The 20,501-nt window shown below is 51.6% G+C and carries 20 protein-coding genes; all 20 read right to left on the minus strand.

The features are described from left to right. Positions 1-165 precede the first annotated feature (165 nt). Complete coding sequence (gene lysS, locus GC101_RS00205; protein ID WP_171715643.1) at positions 166-1,680, minus strand: lysine--tRNA ligase; 1,515 nt, start codon at positions 1,678-1,680, stop codon at positions 166-168. A 195-nt stretch (positions 1,681-1,875) separates the two neighbouring features. Continuing rightward, the gene (gene greA / locus GC101_RS00210; RefSeq protein WP_039309541.1) at positions 1,876-2,355 is read right to left on the minus strand and encodes a transcription elongation factor GreA; all 480 of its coding nucleotides are present in this window, start codon (positions 2,353-2,355) and stop codon (positions 1,876-1,878) included. A 224-nt stretch (positions 2,356-2,579) separates the two neighbouring features. Beyond that, positions 2,580-3,596, minus strand: a complete 1,017-nt coding sequence (gene dusB / locus GC101_RS00215; RefSeq protein WP_171715644.1) for a tRNA dihydrouridine synthase DusB — start codon at positions 3,594-3,596, stop codon at positions 2,580-2,582. A gap of 39 nt (positions 3,597-3,635) precedes the next feature. Further along, on the minus strand, positions 3,636-3,845 hold the full coding sequence (locus tag GC101_RS00220; protein ID WP_039309539.1) for a helix-turn-helix domain-containing protein: 210 nt from the start codon (positions 3,843-3,845) through the stop codon (positions 3,636-3,638). After that, the gene (folK, locus tag GC101_RS00225) at positions 3,797-4,348 is read right to left on the minus strand and encodes a 2-amino-4-hydroxy-6-hydroxymethyldihydropteridine diphosphokinase (protein ID WP_039309538.1); all 552 of its coding nucleotides are present in this window, start codon (positions 4,346-4,348) and stop codon (positions 3,797-3,799) included. The genes GC101_RS00220 and folK overlap by 49 nt, the downstream gene beginning before the upstream one ends. 9 nt (positions 4,349-4,357) lie before the next feature. Then, positions 4,358-4,720, minus strand: a complete 363-nt coding sequence (folB, locus tag GC101_RS00230; protein WP_039309536.1) for a dihydroneopterin aldolase — start codon at positions 4,718-4,720, stop codon at positions 4,358-4,360. Between the two features lie 30 nt (positions 4,721-4,750). Further along, positions 4,751-5,608 (minus strand): dihydropteroate synthase, encoded by an 858-nt coding sequence (gene folP, locus GC101_RS00235; protein ID WP_171715645.1) that lies wholly within the window; start codon positions 5,606-5,608, stop codon positions 4,751-4,753. Continuing rightward, entirely contained in the window at positions 5,605-6,486 is an 882-nt protein-coding gene (locus tag GC101_RS00240; RefSeq protein WP_171715646.1) for an aminotransferase class IV, read from the minus strand. Before GC101_RS00240 ends, folP begins: the two co-directional genes overlap by 4 nt. After that, complete coding sequence (gene pabA / locus GC101_RS00245) at positions 6,483-7,064, minus strand: aminodeoxychorismate/anthranilate synthase component II (RefSeq protein WP_039309532.1); 582 nt, start codon at positions 7,062-7,064, stop codon at positions 6,483-6,485. Before pabA ends, GC101_RS00240 begins: the two co-directional genes overlap by 4 nt. Continuing rightward, a complete protein-coding gene (locus tag GC101_RS00250; protein WP_171715647.1) occupies positions 7,061-8,686 on the minus strand; it encodes a chorismate-binding protein in 1,626 nt (541 codons plus the stop codon). The genes pabA and GC101_RS00250 overlap by 4 nt, the downstream gene beginning before the upstream one ends. Positions 8,687-8,890: 204 nt before the next feature. Then, positions 8,891-9,829, minus strand: a complete 939-nt coding sequence (gene cysK, locus GC101_RS00255; RefSeq protein WP_039309530.1) for a cysteine synthase A — start codon at positions 9,827-9,829, stop codon at positions 8,891-8,893. Positions 9,830-9,955: 126 nt separating this feature from the next. Further along, positions 9,956-10,900 (minus strand): peptidylprolyl isomerase, encoded by a 945-nt coding sequence (locus tag GC101_RS00260; protein ID WP_171715648.1) that lies wholly within the window; start codon positions 10,898-10,900, stop codon positions 9,956-9,958. 9 nt (positions 10,901-10,909) lie between these two features. Next, positions 10,910-11,794 (minus strand): Hsp33 family molecular chaperone HslO, encoded by an 885-nt coding sequence (hslO, locus tag GC101_RS00265; RefSeq protein WP_171715649.1) that lies wholly within the window; start codon positions 11,792-11,794, stop codon positions 10,910-10,912. A gap of 47 nt (positions 11,795-11,841) precedes the next feature. Next, complete coding sequence (locus GC101_RS00270) at positions 11,842-12,609, minus strand: type III pantothenate kinase (protein WP_039309527.1); 768 nt, start codon at positions 12,607-12,609, stop codon at positions 11,842-11,844. Beyond that, the gene (gene nadC / locus GC101_RS00275) at positions 12,609-13,481 is read right to left on the minus strand and encodes a carboxylating nicotinate-nucleotide diphosphorylase (protein ID WP_076248557.1); all 873 of its coding nucleotides are present in this window, start codon (positions 13,479-13,481) and stop codon (positions 12,609-12,611) included. Before nadC ends, GC101_RS00270 begins: the two co-directional genes overlap by 1 nt. Beyond that, a complete protein-coding gene (gene nadB, locus GC101_RS00280) occupies positions 13,471-15,087 on the minus strand; it encodes an L-aspartate oxidase (RefSeq protein ID WP_171715650.1) in 1,617 nt (538 codons plus the stop codon). Before nadB ends, nadC begins: the two co-directional genes overlap by 11 nt. A 39-nt stretch (positions 15,088-15,126) precedes the next feature. After that, positions 15,127-16,065: a quinolinate synthase NadA gene (gene nadA, locus GC101_RS00285; RefSeq protein ID WP_039309543.1), complete on the minus strand. Its 939-nt coding sequence runs from the start codon at positions 16,063-16,065 to the stop codon at positions 15,127-15,129. 211 nt (positions 16,066-16,276) lie between these two features. After that, positions 16,277-18,328 carry an ATP-dependent zinc metalloprotease FtsH gene (gene ftsH, locus GC101_RS00290; RefSeq protein WP_171715651.1) on the minus strand — a complete coding sequence of 684 codons (2,052 nt, stop codon included), beginning with the start codon at positions 18,326-18,328 and terminating at the stop codon, positions 16,277-16,279. 111 nt (positions 18,329-18,439) lie between these two features. After that, on the minus strand, positions 18,440-18,979 hold the full coding sequence (gene hpt, locus GC101_RS00295; RefSeq protein ID WP_039309523.1) for a hypoxanthine phosphoribosyltransferase: 540 nt from the start codon (positions 18,977-18,979) through the stop codon (positions 18,440-18,442). A 45-nt stretch (positions 18,980-19,024) separates the two neighbouring features. Beyond that, positions 19,025-20,467, minus strand: a complete 1,443-nt coding sequence (gene tilS, locus GC101_RS00300) for a tRNA lysidine(34) synthetase TilS (RefSeq protein ID WP_171715652.1) — start codon at positions 20,465-20,467, stop codon at positions 19,025-19,027. Positions 20,468-20,501 lie beyond the last annotated feature (34 nt).

A 20,501-nucleotide genomic window follows, 5' to 3' on the forward strand; every position in this document is an offset into this window, starting at 1 on the left:
AACTTCTTTTCGAGCTCGGCGTTGATGTTTCGCGGCCAGAAATAGAATATATCACGTATGGATTCTGATTGCAAGCATTATTTTGAATTAACCCTTCAACCATTGTTCCAAGGAAACCGCTTGTGCAACTCCCTTGGATATTATGGTTACGGATCAGATAATTATTCAGTCTTTGTTGCGCATATGAGGGAACAGCAGTACATCGCGGATAGACGCGGCATTCGTAAGCAGCATGATAAGACGGTCTACGCCGATTCCCAGTCCGCCTGTAGGCGGCATTCCGTATTCCAGTGCACGGATGAAATCATCATCCATCTCATGCGCTTCGTCATTACCCTGCTCTTTCTCGTGAATCTGCGCCTCGAAGCGCTGACGCTGGTCAATCGGGTCGTTCAGCTCACTGAACGCATTCGCATGCTCACGGGCCACAATAAACAGCTCGAAGCGGTCCGTAAAGCGCGGATCCTGATCATTCTTTTTGGCCAACGGTGATATTTCTACTGGATGTCCCATTACGAATGTCGGCTGAATCAGCGTTTCCTCTACAAACTGCTCGAAGAATGCGTTAAGAATATGCCCGAAGGTCATATGCTTCTCAACCGGCACACGATGCTCCTTAGCCAGAGCCTGTGCTTCTTCATTCGTCATATGGACCCCGAAGTCTACGCCGGTTACTTCTTTGACAGCGTCCACCATGGTCACACGGCGCCAGCCTGGAGACAGGTCTACCTCTTGCCCCTGGTAGTTAATCACCTGGTTGCCAAGAACCTCCTGGGCGATATGAGCAATCATATTCTCTGTAAGCTGCATGATATCCTTGTAGTCCGCATATGCTTCGTACAGCTCAATCATCGTGAATTCCGGATTATGGCGTGTGGAGATCCCTTCGTTACGGTATACACGGCCGATTTCATATACTTTTTCCAAACCGCCTACGATCAGACGTTTCAGGTGAAGCTCGATTGCGATACGCATATACAGCTGCATGTCCAGCGTGTTGTGGTGTGTAATAAACGGACGGGCGGCGGCTCCACCGGCAATGGTATGCAGTGTTGGAGTCTCTACTTCCAGATAGCCCAGCGAGTCCAGATAACGGCGCATCGATTGGATAATCCGTGAACGCGCAATAAATGTCTGCTGTACTTCCGGATTAATAATCAGGTCAACATAACGCTGGCGGTAACGGAGCTCTACATCCTTCAGTCCGTGATATTTCTCTGGAAGCGGAAGCAGGGATTTGGACAGCACCTCAAGGTTATGCACTTTAATAGAGGTTTCGCCGGTCTTGGTCTTGAACAGGGTACCGCGGATTCCGATAATATCGCCCAGGTCCAGAATGGTGAAAGCTGCGTACTGGGATTCAGAGATGCTGTCCTGGCGGACATAAATCTGAATTTTGCCGCTGAGATCCTGGATGTGCGAGAAGCTCGCTTTGCCCATTACCCGCTTAGCCATAATACGTCCTGCTACACTAACCTCAAGTGCCAGCTCGTCCAGTTCCTCATGGGTTAGTCCGTCATACTTGGCCAGAAGATTGCCAGCTGCTGCTGTACGCTCATATTTCTTGCCGAACGGGTCGATTCCCAGCGCGCGGAGCTCGTCCAGCTTCCCCCGGCGGATCTGCAGCAACTCACTTAGTTCACTCTCTGTAGTTTCCACGTTGTTGATTTCTTCCGACATGTTCTTCATCCTCTCTTACTCACGGTATACAAAAGAAGAAACGGCTCCGCCCTCATACCAAGGGGACAGTCCGTTCCAGTACAAAATATAAGCTGTATGTGTTCACCCATATTTTTCGGTTGTTATACGTTGCGCGAAGCCTGTAAATTCTAATCTTTTGAAAAAAGCTCCCCTAAGGAAGCTTTCGGATCCATCTTACTTCATTTTGATATCAAGAATTTTATATTGAATGACGCCTGCAGGGACACTTACATCCACAATGGTACCAATCTTCTTACCGATGATGGCTCTGCCTACCGGGCTCTCATTGGAGATTTTATTATTCAGCGGATCGGATTCGGCGGTTCCGACGATTGTATACTCCATAACGTCTCCGTACTCCATATCCTCAACGTTCACTGTTACTCCGATGCTTACCACATCTGTCACGATCTCATCACTATTAATGATACGCGCGTTGCGCAGCATCTTCTCCAAAGTCAGAACACGTCCTTCGATAAAGGCCTGCTCGTTCTTTGCGTCTTCATATTCCGAGTTTTCACTGATATCTCCGTAGCCGATGGCCACTTTAATACGTTCCGCTACCTCGCGGCGTTTTACGGATTTGAGGGTCTCCAGTTCTTCTTCCAGACGCTTAAGTCCGTCCGGTGTAAGGATGACTTCTTTATCGCTCATCTCAACCGATTCTCCTGTCGTATACATTTATTGAAAACACCATACTATATGCGAATCCGGAGGGAACAGAACCCTCCTTCTCCATTGCTCCTGCTGTAACGGCGATTTTATACTGTGAAATTATATTGGAACCGCTACAAAATGTCAATGACGCCCCATATAATGTTTAGCGATATTCAATAATGCAGGCAGGGACGGGTCTGACAGCGCGGCAAATCAGGGAATTAAACGGCCGAAAGAGCGTTATCCGCGCCTTCCTGCGCTTCTTCATCCTTAAGCTGAACGACAAAATCACTCAAAATCCGCACCATCTCGTCACGTTTCGTTTCTTCCATAATAACGTCCTTCACCCGGGCGGCTGACTTAAGCCCCTTCAAATACCAGGCCAGATGCTTGCGCATTTCGCGGACCGCCACTGCTTCACCCTTAAGGGCGATCAGACGGTCCATGTGAAGAATGGCCACCTTGATCTTCTCTTCAGCGTCCGGTTCAGGCATCAGCTCTCCTGTACTCAGGTATTGAATGGTCCGGTACAGCATCCAAGGGTTGCCCAGCGCCCCCCGCCCGATCATTACGCCGTCGCAGCCGGTCTGATCCAGCATCGCCCGCGCATCTTCAGGTGTATTCACATCACCATTGCCGATGACCGGAATGGATACAGCTTCTTTGGCCATCCGGATATACTTCCAGTCGGCATGCCCTGTATAGAGCTGCTCGCGGGTACGGCCATGAACACTGACTGCCTTGCCTCCGGCACGCTCAACTGCACGCGCATTCTCTTCGACAAAGATATGCTCGCTGTCCCAGCCGATCCGCATCTTCACCGTCACAGGTTTATCCACGGCATCCACAACGGCAGATACCATCTCATAAATCTTGTCCGGATTCAGCAGCCAGCGCGCTCCGGCATCACATTTCGTCACCTTCGGCACCGGACAGCCCATATTAATGTCAATGATATCGGCGTTCGTTTCTTTATCCACTATTTTGGCTGCGTCAACCAGCGACTCGCGGTCTCCTCCAAAAATCTGCAGACTCAGCGGTTTCTCGCGCTCATCCACAAACAGCATCTCGCGGGTACGCGCATTGCCATGCACAATAGCTTTGCCGCTCACCATTTCGGCACATACTAGACCCGTCCCGAATTCCTTGGCAATCAGACGAAACGCAGGATTACACACGCCGGCCATAGGGGCCAATACCACCTGGTTCTTCATCTCAATATCGCCAATCTTCAACATTCGAATCACTTCCTTATATTGTGGATTGGCTTGAGGAGCTCATGTAGCCGGGTTGGCTAATTCATCGACCGTAACTCCCAGGACATCCGCAATTTTATTTAAAATTTGATCTTCTAAACGTCTATTACCCCGCTCGACCGCACCAAGCACGGCCAAGGATATTCCGACAGAATCCGCCAACTCCTGCTGAGTGTAGCCCTTCAGCTTTCGGAACGCTCTAACCCGCCGTCCCATACGTTTGTTGTCCACAAGCGAATTCCTTCCTTTCCGTCTATGTCTTGAAGCGCTGTTGTAATTAAGCCGCGGAATCCGGAAGACTCTTCATTCTGCGAAACGATATCACTAAGCGGTAAGAGCACAAACGCACGCTCCAGCATCCGGGGATGCGGCAGCGTTAAGTCCGGTGTATCCAGGCTCAACCCCTCTACCCAAAGCAAATCCAAATCCACCGTTCTCGGCCCATAGCGGATATCACGTACACGGCCTAACCGGGTTTCTGTCTCCAGCATGACATGAAGCAGAGCCTCCGGAGCAAGCGTAGTACGCAGAGCCGCAGCCATATTAAGAAACTGGGGCTGATCCAGATAACCCACCGGTTCGGTCTCGTATACCGATGAGGTGCGTAGAACTTCAATCTCTTCATGCCGGTCCAGCTGGTTCAAAGCTTCTCTCAGCGTTCCTTCACGGTCGCCCAAATTAGCCCCTAAAGCAATATAAGCCTCTGATGCCTCAGAGGTAGAATGTATATTCATGACTCTGTCTCACTTTCTCGTCCGGCGCAGTTCTACGGTTACTCCCTGAAAATGAATATCGAATGGCGGATGCGGTTTCGTCACCTTGACGGTTACTGCATTGATAACAGTATAAGTGTCCAGTACTGCGGATGCAATATATTCTGCCAAAGCCTCGATCAGCTTGAAGGACTTTGTTTCGACAATTTTTTTGACCAGGAAATGTACTTCGGCATAATTCACAGTTTGCTCCAGATCATCAGAGAGACCCGCTCCCTGCAAATCAAGCTCGAGCTCCAAATCCACATAATAGCGCTGGCCCAGCTTGCGTTCCTCTTCAAACACACCGTGATATCCGTAGTATTCCATGCGGTGCAGCTTCATTTTATCCATTAAGGGTACCTGCCTTCTCTTAAAAATAGTCTATTCACGCACCACAGGTGCTGCAGCATACAACATGGCATCGCACATATCTACTGTACGTTTGATTAAAGAGACATCATGCACCCGCACGATCTGGCAGCCCTGGGCAATTCCGAAAGCGACTGTAGCAGCGGTCCCTTCCACAACATCATCCGCCGGCAGATCGAGTGCGGTACGGATGAATTTTTTGCGCGAAGTGGCCAGCAGCAGCGGATACCCAAGCTCCCCCAGTACATCCAGGCCCATCATCGCCTGAAGATTCTCCGTATAATCCTTGGCAAAGCCGATCCCGGGATCGAGAATGATATTCTGCGGCTCTACTCCGGCTATCAGGGCAAGGTTAATGCTCGCGGTTAAATCCTCTGTCATATCGCTGATCAAATCCTGATAATCGCGGTTATGGCGGTTATGCATCAGGATAATCGGACAACCCGCCTGCGCGGCAACTGCCGCCATCTGCGGATCTGCTTTGGCCCCCCAGACATCGTTGATGATATGGGCACCGGCCTGAATCGCACGGCGCGCTACTTCCGCTTTGTAGGTGTCTATAGATAGCGGCAGATGAGGCGCGGCACGGTGGATGCTCTCGATAACTGGCAGCACGCGTTCCAACTCATCCTCTACTCCTACCGGCTGATGACCCGGACGCGTTGACTCTCCGCCTATATCAATAATATCGGCACCCTCGGCTGCCATTCGCAGTGCATGCTCTACCGCTCTATCCGGATCAGTCCATAATCCCCCATCGGAAAAAGAGTCCGGCGTCACATTGAGGATACCCATGATTAGGGTCCGTTCGCCTAGAATCAGCTCGCCGCCTCCACATTGGTAGCTCCGCTTATATATTACCGGCTTCATTCCAGCCTCCCCGCCCTTTCTCTGTAAAGCTTCAGGATTGCATCTGTCCGTTCTCCGCAGCGTCCGCTGCCTATCGTTATCCGCCGGTCCCCGTTCCAGAGCGCCGTTACCGGTACAATCTCCTGCACCGAGTTGGTGAGGAAAATTTCGTCAGCCGCCTCAAGCTGCTCCCAGCGGTAAAAACCTTGTTCTGGATAGAGGCCTGCGGATGCTGCCAGCTCCAGCACCATTTCCCGGGTAATTCCCGGGAGAATGCCTGTAGCTATATCGGGGGTATAGAGCCGGTTATCTGCGACGAAAAAGATGTTGCTCACAATTCCCTCGGATAGGTCGCCCGCTGCCGTCAGCATCAACCCCTCTGCTCCTCTAGACGCAGACGGGTATCCGGCCAGCTCACGCTTGGCCAGAATGTTGTTCATATAATGCAGCGACTTCAGCCGCACAGGCCCTTCCGGGGTATTCCGCCGGTGATGCAGCAGCTGCAGTTCTTTGCCTTCGCTATACAGGCTGTCCGGCAGTGCCGGCAGCGCTTTGATGTACAGCAGCTGATTAGGCTGCTTGTAATCTCCTGCCGGCAGCCCAAGGATATCCTCACCGGCTGTGACTGTATAGCGGATATAAGCTTCGTTAAGCTCATTCTTGTCCATTACAAGCTGAATCCATTCCCGCAGCTGCTGCACATCCGGTGCAAAGGGAATACCCAGCTGCCGGCAGCCCTCTGTCATCCGGTCAAGATGCCTCTGCAGCAGAAAGGGCTCACCCCCGTAGGTGCGGATGGTCTCAAACAGACCCATTCCGTACAAAAAGCCGTGATCCAGGGCGGAGACCACGGCGTCTTTGGCGTCGACTGCTTTGTTGTTAAGTCCTATATATTTCATGCCGGTTCTCCGGCTCTCCGTTTCAGGAAATTGCGCAGCATCGTATGTCCATGATCGGTAATGATCGACTCGGGATGGAACTGCACGCCTTCAATCGGGTATTCCTTATGGCGCAAGGCCATAATCTCGCCTTCGGCCGTCTCTGCTGTAATCTCCAGGCAATCCGGCAGACTCTCACGTTCTACGATCAAGGAATGATACCGTGTTGCCGTAAACGGGGATTCCAATCCTTCGAAGACAGAGGTGCCATTATGGTGAATCGGCGAGGTTTTGCCGTGCATCAGGCGTTCTGCCCGGATCACATTACCGCCGAAGGCTTGTCCGATGGCCTGATGGCCGAGGCATACGCCAAAGATCGGGATGACTCCTTTGAAATGCTGCAGCAGCTCAAGGCTGATGCCTGCCTCATTCGGTGTACAGGGTCCCGGAGAGATCAAAATATGATCCGGTGCCAGGGCCTCAATCTCCTGAATACTGATCTCATCGTTACGGGATACCTTAACGTCCTCCCCCAGCTCACCCAGATATTGCACCAGGTTATACGTAAAGGAATCATAATTATCGATGACCAAGATCATATTGCGCTTCCTCCTTCGGTGCCGGAGGTAGTCCGCAATTCCTGCTCGCGTTCACTGCAGAGAATCGCCTTCACTACCGCTTTGGCTTTGTTGTGGCATTCCCGGTACTCCCGGTATGGATCCGAATCGATCACAATACCCGCTCCTGTCTGAATGTAGCCGATTCCGTCCTTCACGGCCAGTGTACGTATAATTATATTTAATTCCATATTGCCATTATAGTCAATCCAGCCCATAGATCCAGTATATGGACCCCGGCGGACCGGCTCCAGCTCTTCAATAATTTCCATGGTGCGCACCTTGGGCGCTCCGGTGATCGTGCCGCCGGGGAATAAGGCGGCAATGACATCGTAAGCATCCTTGCCGGGTGCGGCGATGCCCTCCACCTGCGAGACGAGATGCATCACATGCGAGTATCGCTCCACGGTCAGCAGCTCCGGCACGCTGACCGTCCCGTACGCAGCGACACGGCCGATGTCGTTGCGCTCGAGATCGACAAGCATAACATGCTCGGCGATCTCCTTCTCGCTCCCGCGCAGCTCCGCCTCCATGGCGGCATCCTCCGCGGGAGTGTGGCCCCGGCGCCGGGTACCGGCTATGGGGCGGGCGCTGACCTTGTCCCCGTGCAGCTTCACGAGCAGCTCCGGCGAAGCGCTGGAGAGGGCGAAGCCGGGCGTGCGGAGCAGCCCCATGTACGGGGACGGGTTGAGTCTGCGCAGCCACTCGTAGACATCCTCCGGCGAGGACTGCAGCTGCGCCTGCTGGCGCAGCGACAGGTTCACCTGGAAGACATCACCGGCACGGATGTATTCCTGAACATCCAGCACGGCCTGCTGGAATTGCTCCGGCGAGAAATCCGAGCTCATGCCCGGCCATTCTCCGGTGACACTAGCTTCAGTATCAATCAGGCCGGCAATGTCAGCATACTGAGCGGCAGCAGCTGCTTCAGAAGAAGGAGGTGCCATGATATGCTGCCACTCCTCCAGCATTCGCTCCGCACGGCTTACAGCATCAAGATACAAGGTGTGCAGCTCAGCCCTATTAGCGGATATCTCAGCCGGAACAGGTACATGGACTGCACAATACACAATATCCTCGTGATGGTCATAGATCCACAGCTCTTCCAGCCTCATGAACAGATAATCCGGGAAATCGGGATCCCTCTTGGCACAGGACGGCAGCTTCTCCAGAGAGCGGACTACGTCATAGCCGAGAAATCCGACACAACCTCCGGTGAAGGGCGGCTGCCCGTCAACCGGTACGCGGGGTGAGACATAACCCTTCATCCACTCCTGCAGCACTTTCAGCGGACGTCCTTGAAGCAGCTCCGTAGCTTCAGGTTCAGCTTGGGCCTGCCCCACAGCCGCATCAAATAGACTGTAGAGCTCCGCGGTATCTCCAATGCCCTTTATGACTGAAACCGGACGCAAGCCCAGATACGTATAACGTCCGCCCTTACCGCTCTCCAGGACCACGGAATATGGTGAAGCCATCTCCCAGGCTCTCTGCCAGCTGCCCGGCAGTCCCGCTTTCTCCTGCCGTGACTGAAGGACCAGCGGAAGAACGCTCCAGGCTTCGTCCGCCCATTGTTCCCACTCCTGCCAAGCCGTTAAGATCTCCACATTTATCCCCCTAAAGTTTTGTGAAGCATAGCCTCGAAAGCATACGCTGGCTTCTACGATAGTTTATTGCCTGTCAGTATACTGTACATCCGGTTACTTTGAAAAGCCCGTAAACCTGATAAATGCTTATTATTCAGAAAAAGAGCCTGCGATATCCCTATGGAAGCGGATCACAGGCTCTTCTGAATTGCTGGTTCTCAGCAATTATACTTCAAAGTTATACAGCGGTGTGCTCAGATAACGTTCGCCGTTACTTGGGATAATAACAACGATCTTTTTGCCTGCGCCCAGTTCCTTAGCTACTTTGAGGGCAGCGAATACAGCAGCGCCGGAAGAAATACCGGACAATACGCCTTCCTCTTTGGCTACGCGGCGGGCTGTTTCGAAAGCTTCGTCATTCTCTACATGAATGATTTCATCATAGATATCCTGGTTCAGGATGTCAGGAACGAAGTTGGCACCGATCCCCTGGATTTTGTGGGGACCCGGTTTGCCTCCGGCCAGAATTGGGGAAGCTGCAGGTTCTACAGCATAGATCTTCACATCAGGATACTGGCTCTTCAACACTTCACCCGCACCACTAATCGTTCCGCCTGTACCGACACCTGCGATGAACGCATCCAGGGGTCCGCCAATGGATTCGATTGCTTCAACGATCTCCGGTCCAGTGGTCTCGCGGTGAATCTTCACGTTCGCTTTGTTCTTAAACTGTTCTGCAAGGAAGTAATCCGGATTCTCACTGAGGATTTGCTCAGCTTTCTTAACTGCCCCGTTCATCCCCTCGGATCCTGGAGTCAATACCAGCTCAGCACCATAAGCACGCAGCAGGTTGCGGCGCTCAAGGCTCATCGTTTCAGGCATAACAATAATTGCCTTGTAGCCTTTGGCAGCAGCAACAAGAGCCAAGCCAATCCCTGTATTACCGCTGGTCGCTTCTACAATGGTGCCTCCAGGTTTCAGGGAACCGTCTTTCTCAGCTTCTTCCACAATGCTGATAGCGATGCGGTCTTTCACACTCGAACCCGGATTTTGATATTCCAGCTTCAAGTAAATTTCTGCGGAACCTTCCGGAACAATCCGACCCAGACGAACGAGCGGTGTACCACCGATCAAATCTGTTACACTGTTGACGACTTTAGCCATGAGCAAAAACCTCCTTGGAATGATAGATGAATTGGGTGCGGAACCTGTGACAGTTATGATCAGCATATGTTGTGCCGCTTATTATTTCCGACTAAATCAGTAGGTTTTACATTTAATCTCATATTATCAATCTTGCAGGCTGTTGTCAATATATATTGCTGTAGCGTATTTGGCACGCAAATCGCTTTCCACCTGCTGCAGGGGCGCCGCCTGTTCCAGCGCCAGCTCCTGGCGTATCAGCCCTCGGAGCTCATCCTGGTCCGGCTTCCCGGGATCAATAAGCTTCTCCAGCCGGATCACAGCATAGCCGCCTTCGACCTGCAGCGGCCCTGCGATGTCTCCCGCCTCAAGGCCCGCTGCTGTCTTCAGCAGCTCCTCCGGCCAGAACGGATCATTCTCCTCCACTGTTCCGATATTACCGCCATGCTGGCGGCTCTCCGCATCAGTGGACACCTCTCTGGCCAAGCCGGCGAAATCCTCTCCCTGCTCCAGGCGGTCCATAACCTGATTAGCCCCGTTATAGGTTGCCAGCTTAATCATAGAGAGCTGCATTTGCTTCCTGGGAGTGAATCTCTCAGCATTTTGGGCCAAATAATCATCAATTTCAGTTTCACTGACCGTAATACCGGCGGTGGCTACCGCTTGAAGCGTCAGCCGGTACGCGGTTTCCTCATGCAGCTCCTGGCGGGAAAGACCAAGCTCAGACTGCATCTGGTCATAATACTGCTCCTCTGAGCCGTAGCCGGACATGCCGCGCTTCAATTCCTGCTCAATCTCCTCATCGGTCACCGTAATACCGAGAGCTTTGGCTTCCTTGCCGACAACGATATGATTAAGCATGCCCAGCAGCACTTCATCTCCATGCTTTTTTTTGAGTTCATCTATCCATTCCCGGTCCGTGACCGGCTGGCCTCCGGCGGCAGCAATATCCGAAGCCTCCCCGCCTGCAGCCTCACCCTTAAGCAGGGCCATTGCACGCAGGCTCCAGAATAAAAGACCTCCAAGCATTAAGGTCGCGACGGCGAGTAATATAACGGTATTGCGCAGCGCGCGCTCCTGTCTTGTCATCATCTCATAGCCCTACGATTTCGCTTGATCGAGGATTACCTGCAGTTCATCCTTGTTAAACACATAAGCTTCATTACAGTAGTGACATATGACTTCAGCCTGATCGTCTTCTTCAATCAGCTGCTCCAGTTCGTGCTGGCCCAGACTGACCAGAGTCTCTTCTATCCGCTCACGTGAGCATTGACAGACAAAAGAAATCTCGAGTTCATCAAGGACTACAGCATCCGGCAGCAGCAAACGAAGCATTTCTTCAGGCTCAAGGCCCTGGTCCAGGATCGCCGTCACTGAAGGCATCGCTCCAACGGCATGCTCAATCTCGGTGATCTCTTCATCTGTCAGTCCGGGCAGCAGTTGAATGATGAATCCTCCGGCAACTCTTACCGAATTATCTGTCTCCACCAATACACCCAGCCCTACAGCAGCAGGTGTTTGTTCCGAAATGGCAAAATAATAAGTGAAATCCTCGCCCAGTTCTCCTGAGACAATAGGCACACTGCCGCGATACGGCTCTTTCATCCCCAGATCCTTGCTAATATCAATGAATCCTTCCGTACCCACAGCACCTGCGACATCCAGCTTGCCAAGGCTATTACTCGGCAGATGAACATGCGGATTACTCACATAACCGCGAACCTCGCCCAGAGCATTGGATTCGGCCGTAATCTGTCCGAGCGGTCCATTCCCTTTGACCATAATCGCCAGCTTCTCCTGCCCCTTGAGCATAGCGCCCATGATGGCTGCGGCGGTTACAGTACGGCCAAGCGCAGCTGTAGCTGTTGGATAGGTATCATGTCTGCGCCGCAATTCGTCGACAAGCTCTGTTGTCCGGACTGCGAACGCTCTGACCTTCCCGTTCATGGCAGTTCCCCGGATAAGCCGATCCTTCTTTTTTTCCATTGGGTGCATACTCCTCCTATCTGTCTCTATAAGGTTTCATTTCATGATTATTTGTTACGGTTGTAAATAATACGTAATCCTTCCAGCGTCAGCATCGGATTAACCTCATCAATGCAGTCTGTTTCGCCGGCGATCAGCGGAGCAAGCCCCCCTGTAGCAATAACCTTGAGAACGGGCGCATTCATCTCCAGCTTAATGCGTCTTACAATTCCCTCTACCTGGCCGGCATAGCCAAAAATAATTCCTGCCTGCATCGCGTGGACAGTATTGCGCCCGATAACCTTCTTGGGCTTCTCCAGCTCAATCCGCGGCAGCTTGGATGCCCGCTGATATAAGGCCTCTGTAGAGATCCCCAGACCCGGCACGATTGCCCCGCCAAGATAGTTCGCTCCGGCATCAATACAGTCAAACGTAGTTGCCGTACCAAAGTCAACGACCACGAGCGGGCATTTATACTGCTCGATCGCCGCAACGGCATTTACAATCCGGTCTGCCCCCACTTCGCGCGGATTCTCATAACGCAGATTAAGCCCGGTTTTAATTCCGGGGCCTACGAGCAGCGGGTCTTTGCCGATATATTTCACGCACATTTCCACGATAACCTGAACCAGCGGCGGAACAACCGAGGAGATGATGACGCCCTCTACATCTTTAAACGATATATTCGACATGTGGAACAGATTATGAATCAGTACACCATATTCATCCACAGTCGATTGACGCGCTGTGCTAAGCCGGAAATGATGAAGCAGCTCAGGCCCCCGGTAGACTCCAAGCACGATGTTCGTATTTCCGATATCCACGACAAGTATCATTAGAGATTTCCGCCTTTCTTGCCATTCAGATCCAGACTGATATCAAGACTGGCGAAGGAATAGGTAAGCCGGCCTACAGAAATGACATCTACACCCGATTCTGCAATCCCGCGTACCGTTTCCAGAGATACATTGCCTGAAGCCTCGATTTTGACATGCCGCGCTTTGGTTCTGATTCTTCTTACCGCTTCCGCCATCAGCTCAGGTGACATATTATCAAGCATGATAATGTCCGCCCCCGCAGCGAGGGCTTCCTCTACCTGCTCCAGGCTTTCCGTTTCCACTTCGATCGTCATGGTGTGGGGGATATTGGCCCGGGCGCGCCCTACCGCCTGACGAATGCCTCCGGCGCCCTTGATATGATTATCCTTAATCATTACCGCATCATACAAGCCGAAGCGGTGATTGGCTCCGCCGCCTATGCGGACAGCATACTTCTCCAGCATACGGTGGCCTGGTGTTGTCTTGCGGGTATCCACCAGCCGGGTAGGCAGACCTTGAAGCTCTTGCACGAATGACGCCGTCCGTGAAGCCACGCCGGACAACCGTTGCATCAGATTAAGAGCAAGCCGTTCGCCTGTAAGAATGGCATGCGTGCTGCCCTCGACTTCAGCGATGACCGTGCCTTTGGACACCGGCTGGCCTTCTTGAACCAATGCCGTAAATACGAGTGTCGGGTCTACCACTTCAAAAACCAGTTCAGCCACGGGAATTCCGCAGATTACCCCGTCCTCTTTGGCATGGATAATCCCCTTGGATTCATGTCCCTGGGGTATAGTGGTACGTGTTGTGATATCCCCTGATCCGACATCCTCCTGCAGCCATCCCTTAATAGACTGGAGCAGTTCTTCATTATAGCCATTAAACATCATCACTTAATTCCTCCACTATTCCCAGTTCGCGAATCTGGAGCAGATGCTTCTGCCACTCTGCATCATTCCGCAGCGGATAATCCTCACGATAATGAGCGCCGCGGCTCTCCTCCCGTGCCAGCGCTGATTCCGTAATCAGCAGGCAGCACGTAAGCATATTAGCGAACTCGTATTCTTCACGTTTGGTAAGTGCCGCATTAAAAATCGGCAGCTGACGCTTTAATTCATCCAGCCCCTTAATCAGCATTTCCTGGTTCCGCCGCAGTCCGGCGTAGCGTACCATAACCTTTTGCAGCTTCAGACGCCGCTCCACAATAGCCTGAGTAGGCGACTCCACCCGGCCTTGGTCACAGCCTGCCGATACTGTATCTTGCCCAAGCGGCGGGAGCTGACGGATGCGCTCTACGATCCGGCGGCCAAAGACAATCGCTTCCGACAAGGAATTACTGGCCAGCCGGTTGGCTCCCTGTACCCCTGTAGAAGAAACCTCGCCACAGGCAAACAGGCGGGAAACGGTGCTCTCCCCGTTCAGATCGGTCTTGACGCCCCCCATCATATAATGCGCAGCAGGAGCCACTGGAATCCAGTCACTTGTAATATCCAGTCCATAACTCATACAGGTCTCATAGATCGTCGGGAAGCGGTGTTTAACCATATCCGCTGATTCATGTGTAATATCAAGGTAGACAAAAGTGGATTTGGTCAGCTCCATCTCGCTCACAATCGCCCGGGCCACAATATCGCGCGGGGCCAGTTCCAGCAGCTCATGGTACCGATCCATAAAGCGGTCTCCGTTGATATTGCGCAGCACAGCGCCTTCACCGCGCACAGCTTCCGAGATCAGGAAGCGCGGGGCTCCAGGATAACTGAGCGCTGTCGGGTGGAACTGGATGAATTCCATATCCCGTACATGGGCTCCAGCCCGGTAAGCAATGGCTACACCGTCACCGGTTGCCACTTCGGGATTGGTCGTATAGCGGTATAATTGCCCTGCTCCGCCTGAGCATAGGATGGTTGCATCGGCCTGCAGGAACAAACGTCCGCCGCCCGGCCGCTGTACCAGTGCCCCCACGCATTCCCCGTCTACCGTAATCAGATCAATGACATAATGGTCATCCCATACCTCGATGTTCTTATGCTGCTCTGCCTGCTCCGCCAAGGCGCGGACAATTTCATAGCCTGTAGCATCCCCATTCGCATGCAGAATACGGCGGTGGCTATGTGCTGCCTCTTGCGTTAACGCAAGCTCGCCATTCTCCTTGTCGAACTTCGTCCCGAGCCGGATGAGTTCGCGGACGCCTTCCGGGCCTTCATTCACCAGTACATCAACAGCCGCAGAGGAGTTTAGCCCCGCACCGGCCATCAGGGTATCCTGACGATGATATACCGGAGAATCATCGTCTGAGAACACAGCGGCAATCCCCCCTTGGGCATACCGTGTATTGCTCTCCATCACTGTCTTCTTCGTAATCATAATGACCTTCCGGTCTTCACTGGCTTTGATCGCTGTGAACAAACCGGCAATGCCTGAACCAATCACAATACAGTCTGTCTTAATTACAGGAAGCCCCTGAAGATCGAAATCAACCAAATATTGTGGAATCATGACCGCTTTTCACCTGTTTCAACGAAAGAGTAGCGCATGCTACCGGACTTGTAGCATGCGCTCTAGGGAAGTTCTGGCTTTGTCGGCGACAGCGGGCGGTACATAAATCTGCGGCTTCATCGTCTCCAGGCATTTTACCAGTTTCTTTAAATTGTTAACCTTCATATTGGGACAAACCAGAAATTTGGTGGCAAAATGGAATTCTTTATCCGGACTGTCCAAACGCAGCTGATATCCGGTTCCATCCTCAGTTCCCACGATAAACTGCCGGCGGTCCGATTTCCGGCAATACTCTATAATCGAGGTTGTGCTGCCCACATAATCACCCATGGCCACCACTTCAGGACGGCATTCCGGATGTACTACAAATTCCGCTTCCGGATATTTGGCTCTCATCTCCACTACATCCTTGACGGTAAGCATATCATGAGTATTACAGTAGCCTTCCCATATAATCAGCTTCTTGCCGGTCTTATCCTGAACATATTGGCCCAGGTTCTTATCGGGTACCCAGATAATTTCTTCCGCATCAAGCGATTCAATCACCTTCACCGCATTGGCAGAGGTACAGCAAATATCAGTTTCCGCTTTGATCTCAGCGGAGGAGTTGATATAGGTTACTACTTTGGCATTAGGATGCTGCGCCTTCAGCTTGCGGAGTCCGTCCACATTGACCATATCCGCCATAGGACAGCCGGCGCGTTCATCAGGAATTATAACAGTTTTGTTCGGCGCAAGAATCTTGGCGCTTTCCCCCATAAAGTGAACCCCGCAGAATACAATCACATCTGCCTCTGTCTCCGCAGCCTTCTGAGCCAGTAAAAAAGAGTCGCCACGGAAATCCGCTACTTCCTGAATTTCATCACGCTGATAATAATGAGCCAGAATTATTGCATTCCGTTCTTTCTTAAGCTGTTCGAGGCGCACACGAAGTTCACGATTCTGTTCCTGCTTGCGCTCAAGCGCCAGAGCTTCCACGGTCATTCTCCCCCTTATGTCTTCATGGCATATAGCCAGTACATTCTATTAAGTTAATTTATTTAATATTTAATCACTAATGTACACAACGTTCCACCCCCTGTCAATGCGGGCAAGCCGGGTGTAGCTCTATGTCCTGATGTACCTATAGACAGAAAAATCCGGAGAACCTGAGGTTCTCCGGATAAAATTACGATGTTTTGTTCAGCGATTAAACCAGACTTCCGCCGCCTTTGTTGCCATCATCCGAACCGTTTCCTTCTTCAGGATCCGGTTTATTCGGAATATCCTTAGACAGATCGCCAAGGAATGGCGGTTCTTCGTCGGATTTGCCTTGAATGCGTACACGTACATCACCGATAGTATCAATTACTGGCTCGCCCGCTTCATGCGTTACTGCCTCTGTTTCTTCCGGTTTGCCATCCTCCGTCAGGTAGCCTTGCTCAATCAATTCTGTGATCTGATCAAGTTCCAGCGTTTCCTTCTCCAGAAGGGTGTTCGCAATCAGGTGCATTTCTTTGGAATGCTTGGTCAGCAGCTCTCTGCAGCGCTCATAGCTGCTGCGGATAAGGTTCTGCATTTCCTGGTCAATCTCGTAAGCAATGGAGTCACTGTAGTTCTGCTCATGTCCGATATCACGGCCAAGGAAGACTTGGCCTTGGGATGTGCCGAACTGCAATGGCCCAAGCTTATCGCTCATTCCATATTCCATAATCATCGCACGCACAATGCGCGTAGCCTGCTGGAAGTCACTATAAGCGCCTGTGCCGATTTCACCAATGAACAATTCTTCAGCAACACGTCCGCCAAGCAATCCGGTAACCTTATCCAAGAGTTCCTGCTTGGTAACGATCATCCGGTCTTCCTTAGGAAGCATAATGACATATCCGCCTGCGCGGCCGCGCGGGATAATGGTAACCTTATGCACCACATCGGCATGCTCGAGGAAGTAGCCGGCAATGGTATGGCCTGCTTCGTGGTAAGCTACAATCCGTTTCTCACGGTCACTGATTACGCGGCTGCGTTTCTCTGTGCCGACAATTACACGGTCAATCGCTTCATCCACTTCACGCATGGTAATGTCCTTACGGTTGCGGCGTGCAGCAAGCAGTGCCGCTTCGTTAAGCAGGTTCTCCAGATCCGCACCGGTAAATCCGGTTGTACGCTTGGCAATTACGTCAAGCCGAACATCCTTGGTAAGCGGTTTGTTGCGGGAGTGAACCTTCAGTACAGCTTCACGGCCCTTCACGTCTGGACGGTCAACCGTAATCTGACGGTCAAACCGGCCTGGACGGAGCAAAGCCGGATCCAGTATGTCGGCGCGGTTGGTAGCCGCGACAATGATAATGCCTTCGTTGCCACCAAAGCCGTCCATTTCAACGAGCAATTGGTTAAGGGTTTGTTCGCGTTCGTCATGTCCGCCGCCAAGTCCTGCGCCGCGCTGACGTCCCACAGCATCGATTTCGTCGATAAAGATGATACAAGGAGCATTCTTCTTTGCATTCTCAAACAAATCACGTACCCGGGATGCGCCGACACCGACGAACATTTCCACAAAGTCGGAACCGGAGATGCTGAAGAATGGAACGCCGGCTTCACCTGCTACCGCACGGGCCAGCAAGGTTTTACCTGTTCCCGGAGGTCCCACAAGGAGTACCCCTTTAGGAATACGTGCACCTACAGCTGCGAATTTACGCGGATCCTTGAGGAATTCCACGACCTCCACGAGCTCTTGTTTCTCTTCATCAGCTCCTGCAACATCCTCGAAGCTGATTTTCTTCTTCTCTTCATTATATAACCGGGCTTTGCTCTTACCGAAATTCATGACCTTGCCGCCGCCGCCCTGTGCATTGTTAAACAGGAAGAAGAACAGGATGAACATGATAACTAATGGAATGATGGAAGAAAGGAATGTCAGCCAGATGCTGTCGCCTTCCATTTTCTTCTGAGTCAGCTCCACGCCATTAACTTCGCTGGCAGCTATAAGTTCATCAAGGGCCCGATCTGTAGGAGGAACATAAGTGGAGAAATTCTTCGATTTAGTCTCAGGTGGCAATTCTTTGTATTCGCCTGTAACCAGAAATGCGTTACCCTCAAACTGAACCGTCAGGCTCTTCACATTGTTGTCCTTGATCTCCTGTCTTAACTCATCATATCTAGGGAAATCGGCGGATTCATTTCCATTGCTTACAAACTGGACAATGCCCACCACGACTAAAAATAAAATCAAATAAAAACCAGAATTCCGGATGAACCGATTCATCCCCTACCTCCTCTCACAACGCTCAAGTTATTGTACCATAGCCTGACCAGACTCCTCAAATTGTCAGGAAATCCAGGAAAGTGATCCTTGAATCTAAGGCTGTCGATTGGTTCATTTGGAATAAATTTCAGGCTTCAGTACACCTACGTATGGGAGGTTCCGATACAGTTCGGCATAGTCGAGTCCATAGCCTACCAGGAAAGCATCAGGAATCACAAAGCCGGTATATTCGGCTTCAAGATTAACTGCACGGCCTGAAGGTTTATCGAACAGGGTGACTACGTTGACGGAAGCAGCATTCCGGCCCTGCAGCATCTCAATCAGATAGCTGAGCGTAAGACCACTGTCGATAATGTCCTCGACAATCAGAACATCGCGGCCTTCAACCGATGTGTCCAGATCCTTGATGATTTTGACTACACCGGAGGATTTGGTCGTACCGCCGTAGCTGGATACTGCCATGAAGTCCATCTCAACGGGTACTGTAATCACTTTAACCAGATCCGCCATAAAGATAAACGCACCTTTGAGTACACAGATGACTAAAGGTGTGCGGCCTGCATATTCCTTGCTCAGCTGGGCGCCAAGCTCCCTGATTCTTTGTTGGATTTCTTCTTCGCTGATCAAGATTTCTTGAATATCATTCTGCAACTTGCGAACCTCCTAAGTTATACTATGAAAGACTTACTTCGACCATTACGTTTCTTCGCCCTGTTCCATGTCTTCCATGGACAGGAGAAGCACCGAGGCCGTGTGCCGCCCTACTGCGGCATGCATCGAGCGCCTTACGCCCGGAATCCAGACGATATTGCCCAAACCATCACAAACGAGGGGAATCGCAGAGCGTTCGGAAGAAGGTATTTTATCATCAATGTAAATATCTTTTACCTTTTTGCTTCCGTTTAATCCCATAACCCTTATGGTATCTCCAGGCAATCGGGAACGGATGGTGAGTGGTAAGACGAGCTCATCGCCGTCAAACCAAGCCGACATCTTCCCAGAGTCCTCCTCCTGTGCAAAAAAATCTTCTCTCTCCAGCACCTTCATCGCCATAACTTTTCCTATCTCCTTCAGGTTGATCCGGGGATGAGGCAAAGACAGAGGGTATGTATAGCTCACCTGCCGAAGCAAGGGCTTGGACGAGAACAAAAGGGTGTCATATTGCCGCATACAGACGAAACCCCCGCCCAAATCCAAAGTCCATACGGTGGGGTGCTCCTGCAGCGTTCCCCGGCGTACAGCTTCAATCTTGGGGAAATCCATCGCAGATGAATCCGCTGACAGATAATTTAATATTAGTTTAATCAAACGCCGTTGTAAAGCGGAGGGTAGGGCCGCAAATGAAGCTCTCTTCAAGGTGTATTTTCCATGCTCGATAAAAACAAGCTCTTCGAAGCATTTTGCCGCATTCGCCTCCATATATTCATCTTCCGCACCGGCAATTTCAGACAGCTGCAGCAGTGATTGTCTCACTCTCGGATTATGCTGTTCAAGCAGGGGCAATACTTCCAGCCTGACCGCGTTCCGCTTATACTTCATAAGCAGATTGCTGGCATCCTCCGCGTAAGCAAACCCCTCTTCCCGGCATAAGCCGACAAGAGCTGTTTTGTTAATACGCAGGAAGGGGCGGATGAGTTCCACCTTTTTTTCAGTCCGTTTCCAGCGCATGCCTGCAAGCCCCGAAGGACCACTCCCCCGCAGCAGCCGCATCAGCACGGTCTCGGCCTGATCATCGGCATGATGGGCCAGTGCGACAGAACGTGCATGGTAACGGTGCGCGGTTTCAATCAGAAATTGATAGCGTTTCTCCCTTGCCGCTCCTTCCGGACCCAGTCCTATTTCCTTGACCATGGATGGAATATCAAACTCCGCGAGCTCAAAAGGGATTCCCAGCTCAGCAGCCAACTTCCTGACAAACTCCGCCTCTTCCGCTGATTCGGCTCTGAAGCCATGATTCACATGGGCACAGACCAGAGTTAATGGCATCCGGTTTACGGATATCTCGTGCAAAATACGCAAAAGAGCCACAGAGTCCGGCCCTCCGGAAACTGCGACTACAATGGTGTCATGGGGCTGCCACAGTTCATGCTCAGCCGCAGCTTCCAGTACGGATTCCACCAGTTCTTTCATTTGTTCCATATGGGCATCCTTTCTTGCAGATCACTTGCCTGTC

Origin of the sequence: Paenibacillus phytohabitans, from assembly GCF_013141775.1 — a bacterium.
GTDB classification, from domain to species: Bacteria; Bacillota; Bacilli; order Paenibacillales; family Paenibacillaceae; genus Paenibacillus_AQ; species Paenibacillus_AQ phytohabitans.

Bases quoted from the DNA above. Each gene is read 5' to 3' on its own strand.
- lysS (WP_171715643.1), bottom strand. From the start codon at position 1,680: ATGTCGGAAGAAATCAACAACGTGGAAACTACAGAGAGTGAACTAAGT.
- greA (WP_039309541.1), bottom strand. From the start codon at position 2,355: ATGAGCGATAAAGAAGTCATCCTTACACCGGACGGACTTAAGCGTCTG.
- dusB (WP_171715644.1), bottom strand. From the start codon at position 3,596: ATGTTGAAGATTGGCGATATTGAGATGAAGAACCAGGTGGTATTGGCC.
- folK (WP_039309538.1), bottom strand. From the start codon at position 4,348: ATGAATATACATTCTACCTCTGAGGCATCAGAGGCTTATATTGCTTTA.
- folB (WP_039309536.1), bottom strand. From the start codon at position 4,720: ATGGATAAAATGAAGCTGCACCGCATGGAATACTACGGATATCACGGT.
- folP (WP_171715645.1), bottom strand. From the start codon at position 5,608: ATGAAGCCGGTAATATATAAGCGGAGCTACCAATGTGGAGGCGGCGAG.
- GC101_RS00240 (WP_171715646.1), bottom strand. From the start codon at position 6,486: ATGAAATATATAGGACTTAACAACAAAGCAGTCGACGCCAAAGACGCC.
- pabA (WP_039309532.1), bottom strand. From the start codon at position 7,064: ATGATCTTGGTCATCGATAATTATGATTCCTTTACGTATAACCTGGTG.
- cysK (WP_039309530.1), bottom strand. From the start codon at position 9,829: ATGGCTAAAGTCGTCAACAGTGTAACAGATTTGATCGGTGGTACACCG.
- GC101_RS00260 (WP_171715648.1), bottom strand. From the start codon at position 10,900: ATGATGACAAGACAGGAGCGCGCGCTGCGCAATACCGTTATATTACTC.
- hslO (WP_171715649.1), bottom strand. From the start codon at position 11,794: ATGGAAAAAAAGAAGGATCGGCTTATCCGGGGAACTGCCATGAACGGG.
- GC101_RS00270 (WP_039309527.1), bottom strand. From the start codon at position 12,609: ATGATACTTGTCGTGGATATCGGAAATACGAACATCGTGCTTGGAGTC.
- nadC (WP_076248557.1), bottom strand. From the start codon at position 13,481: ATGATGTTTAATGGCTATAATGAAGAACTGCTCCAGTCTATTAAGGGA.
- nadB (WP_171715650.1), bottom strand. From the start codon at position 15,087: ATGATTCCACAATATTTGGTTGATTTCGATCTTCAGGGGCTTCCTGTA.
- ftsH (WP_171715651.1), bottom strand. From the start codon at position 18,328: ATGAATCGGTTCATCCGGAATTCTGGTTTTTATTTGATTTTATTTTTA.
- tilS (WP_171715652.1), bottom strand. From the start codon at position 20,467: ATGGAACAAATGAAAGAACTGGTGGAATCCGTACTGGAAGCTGCGGCT.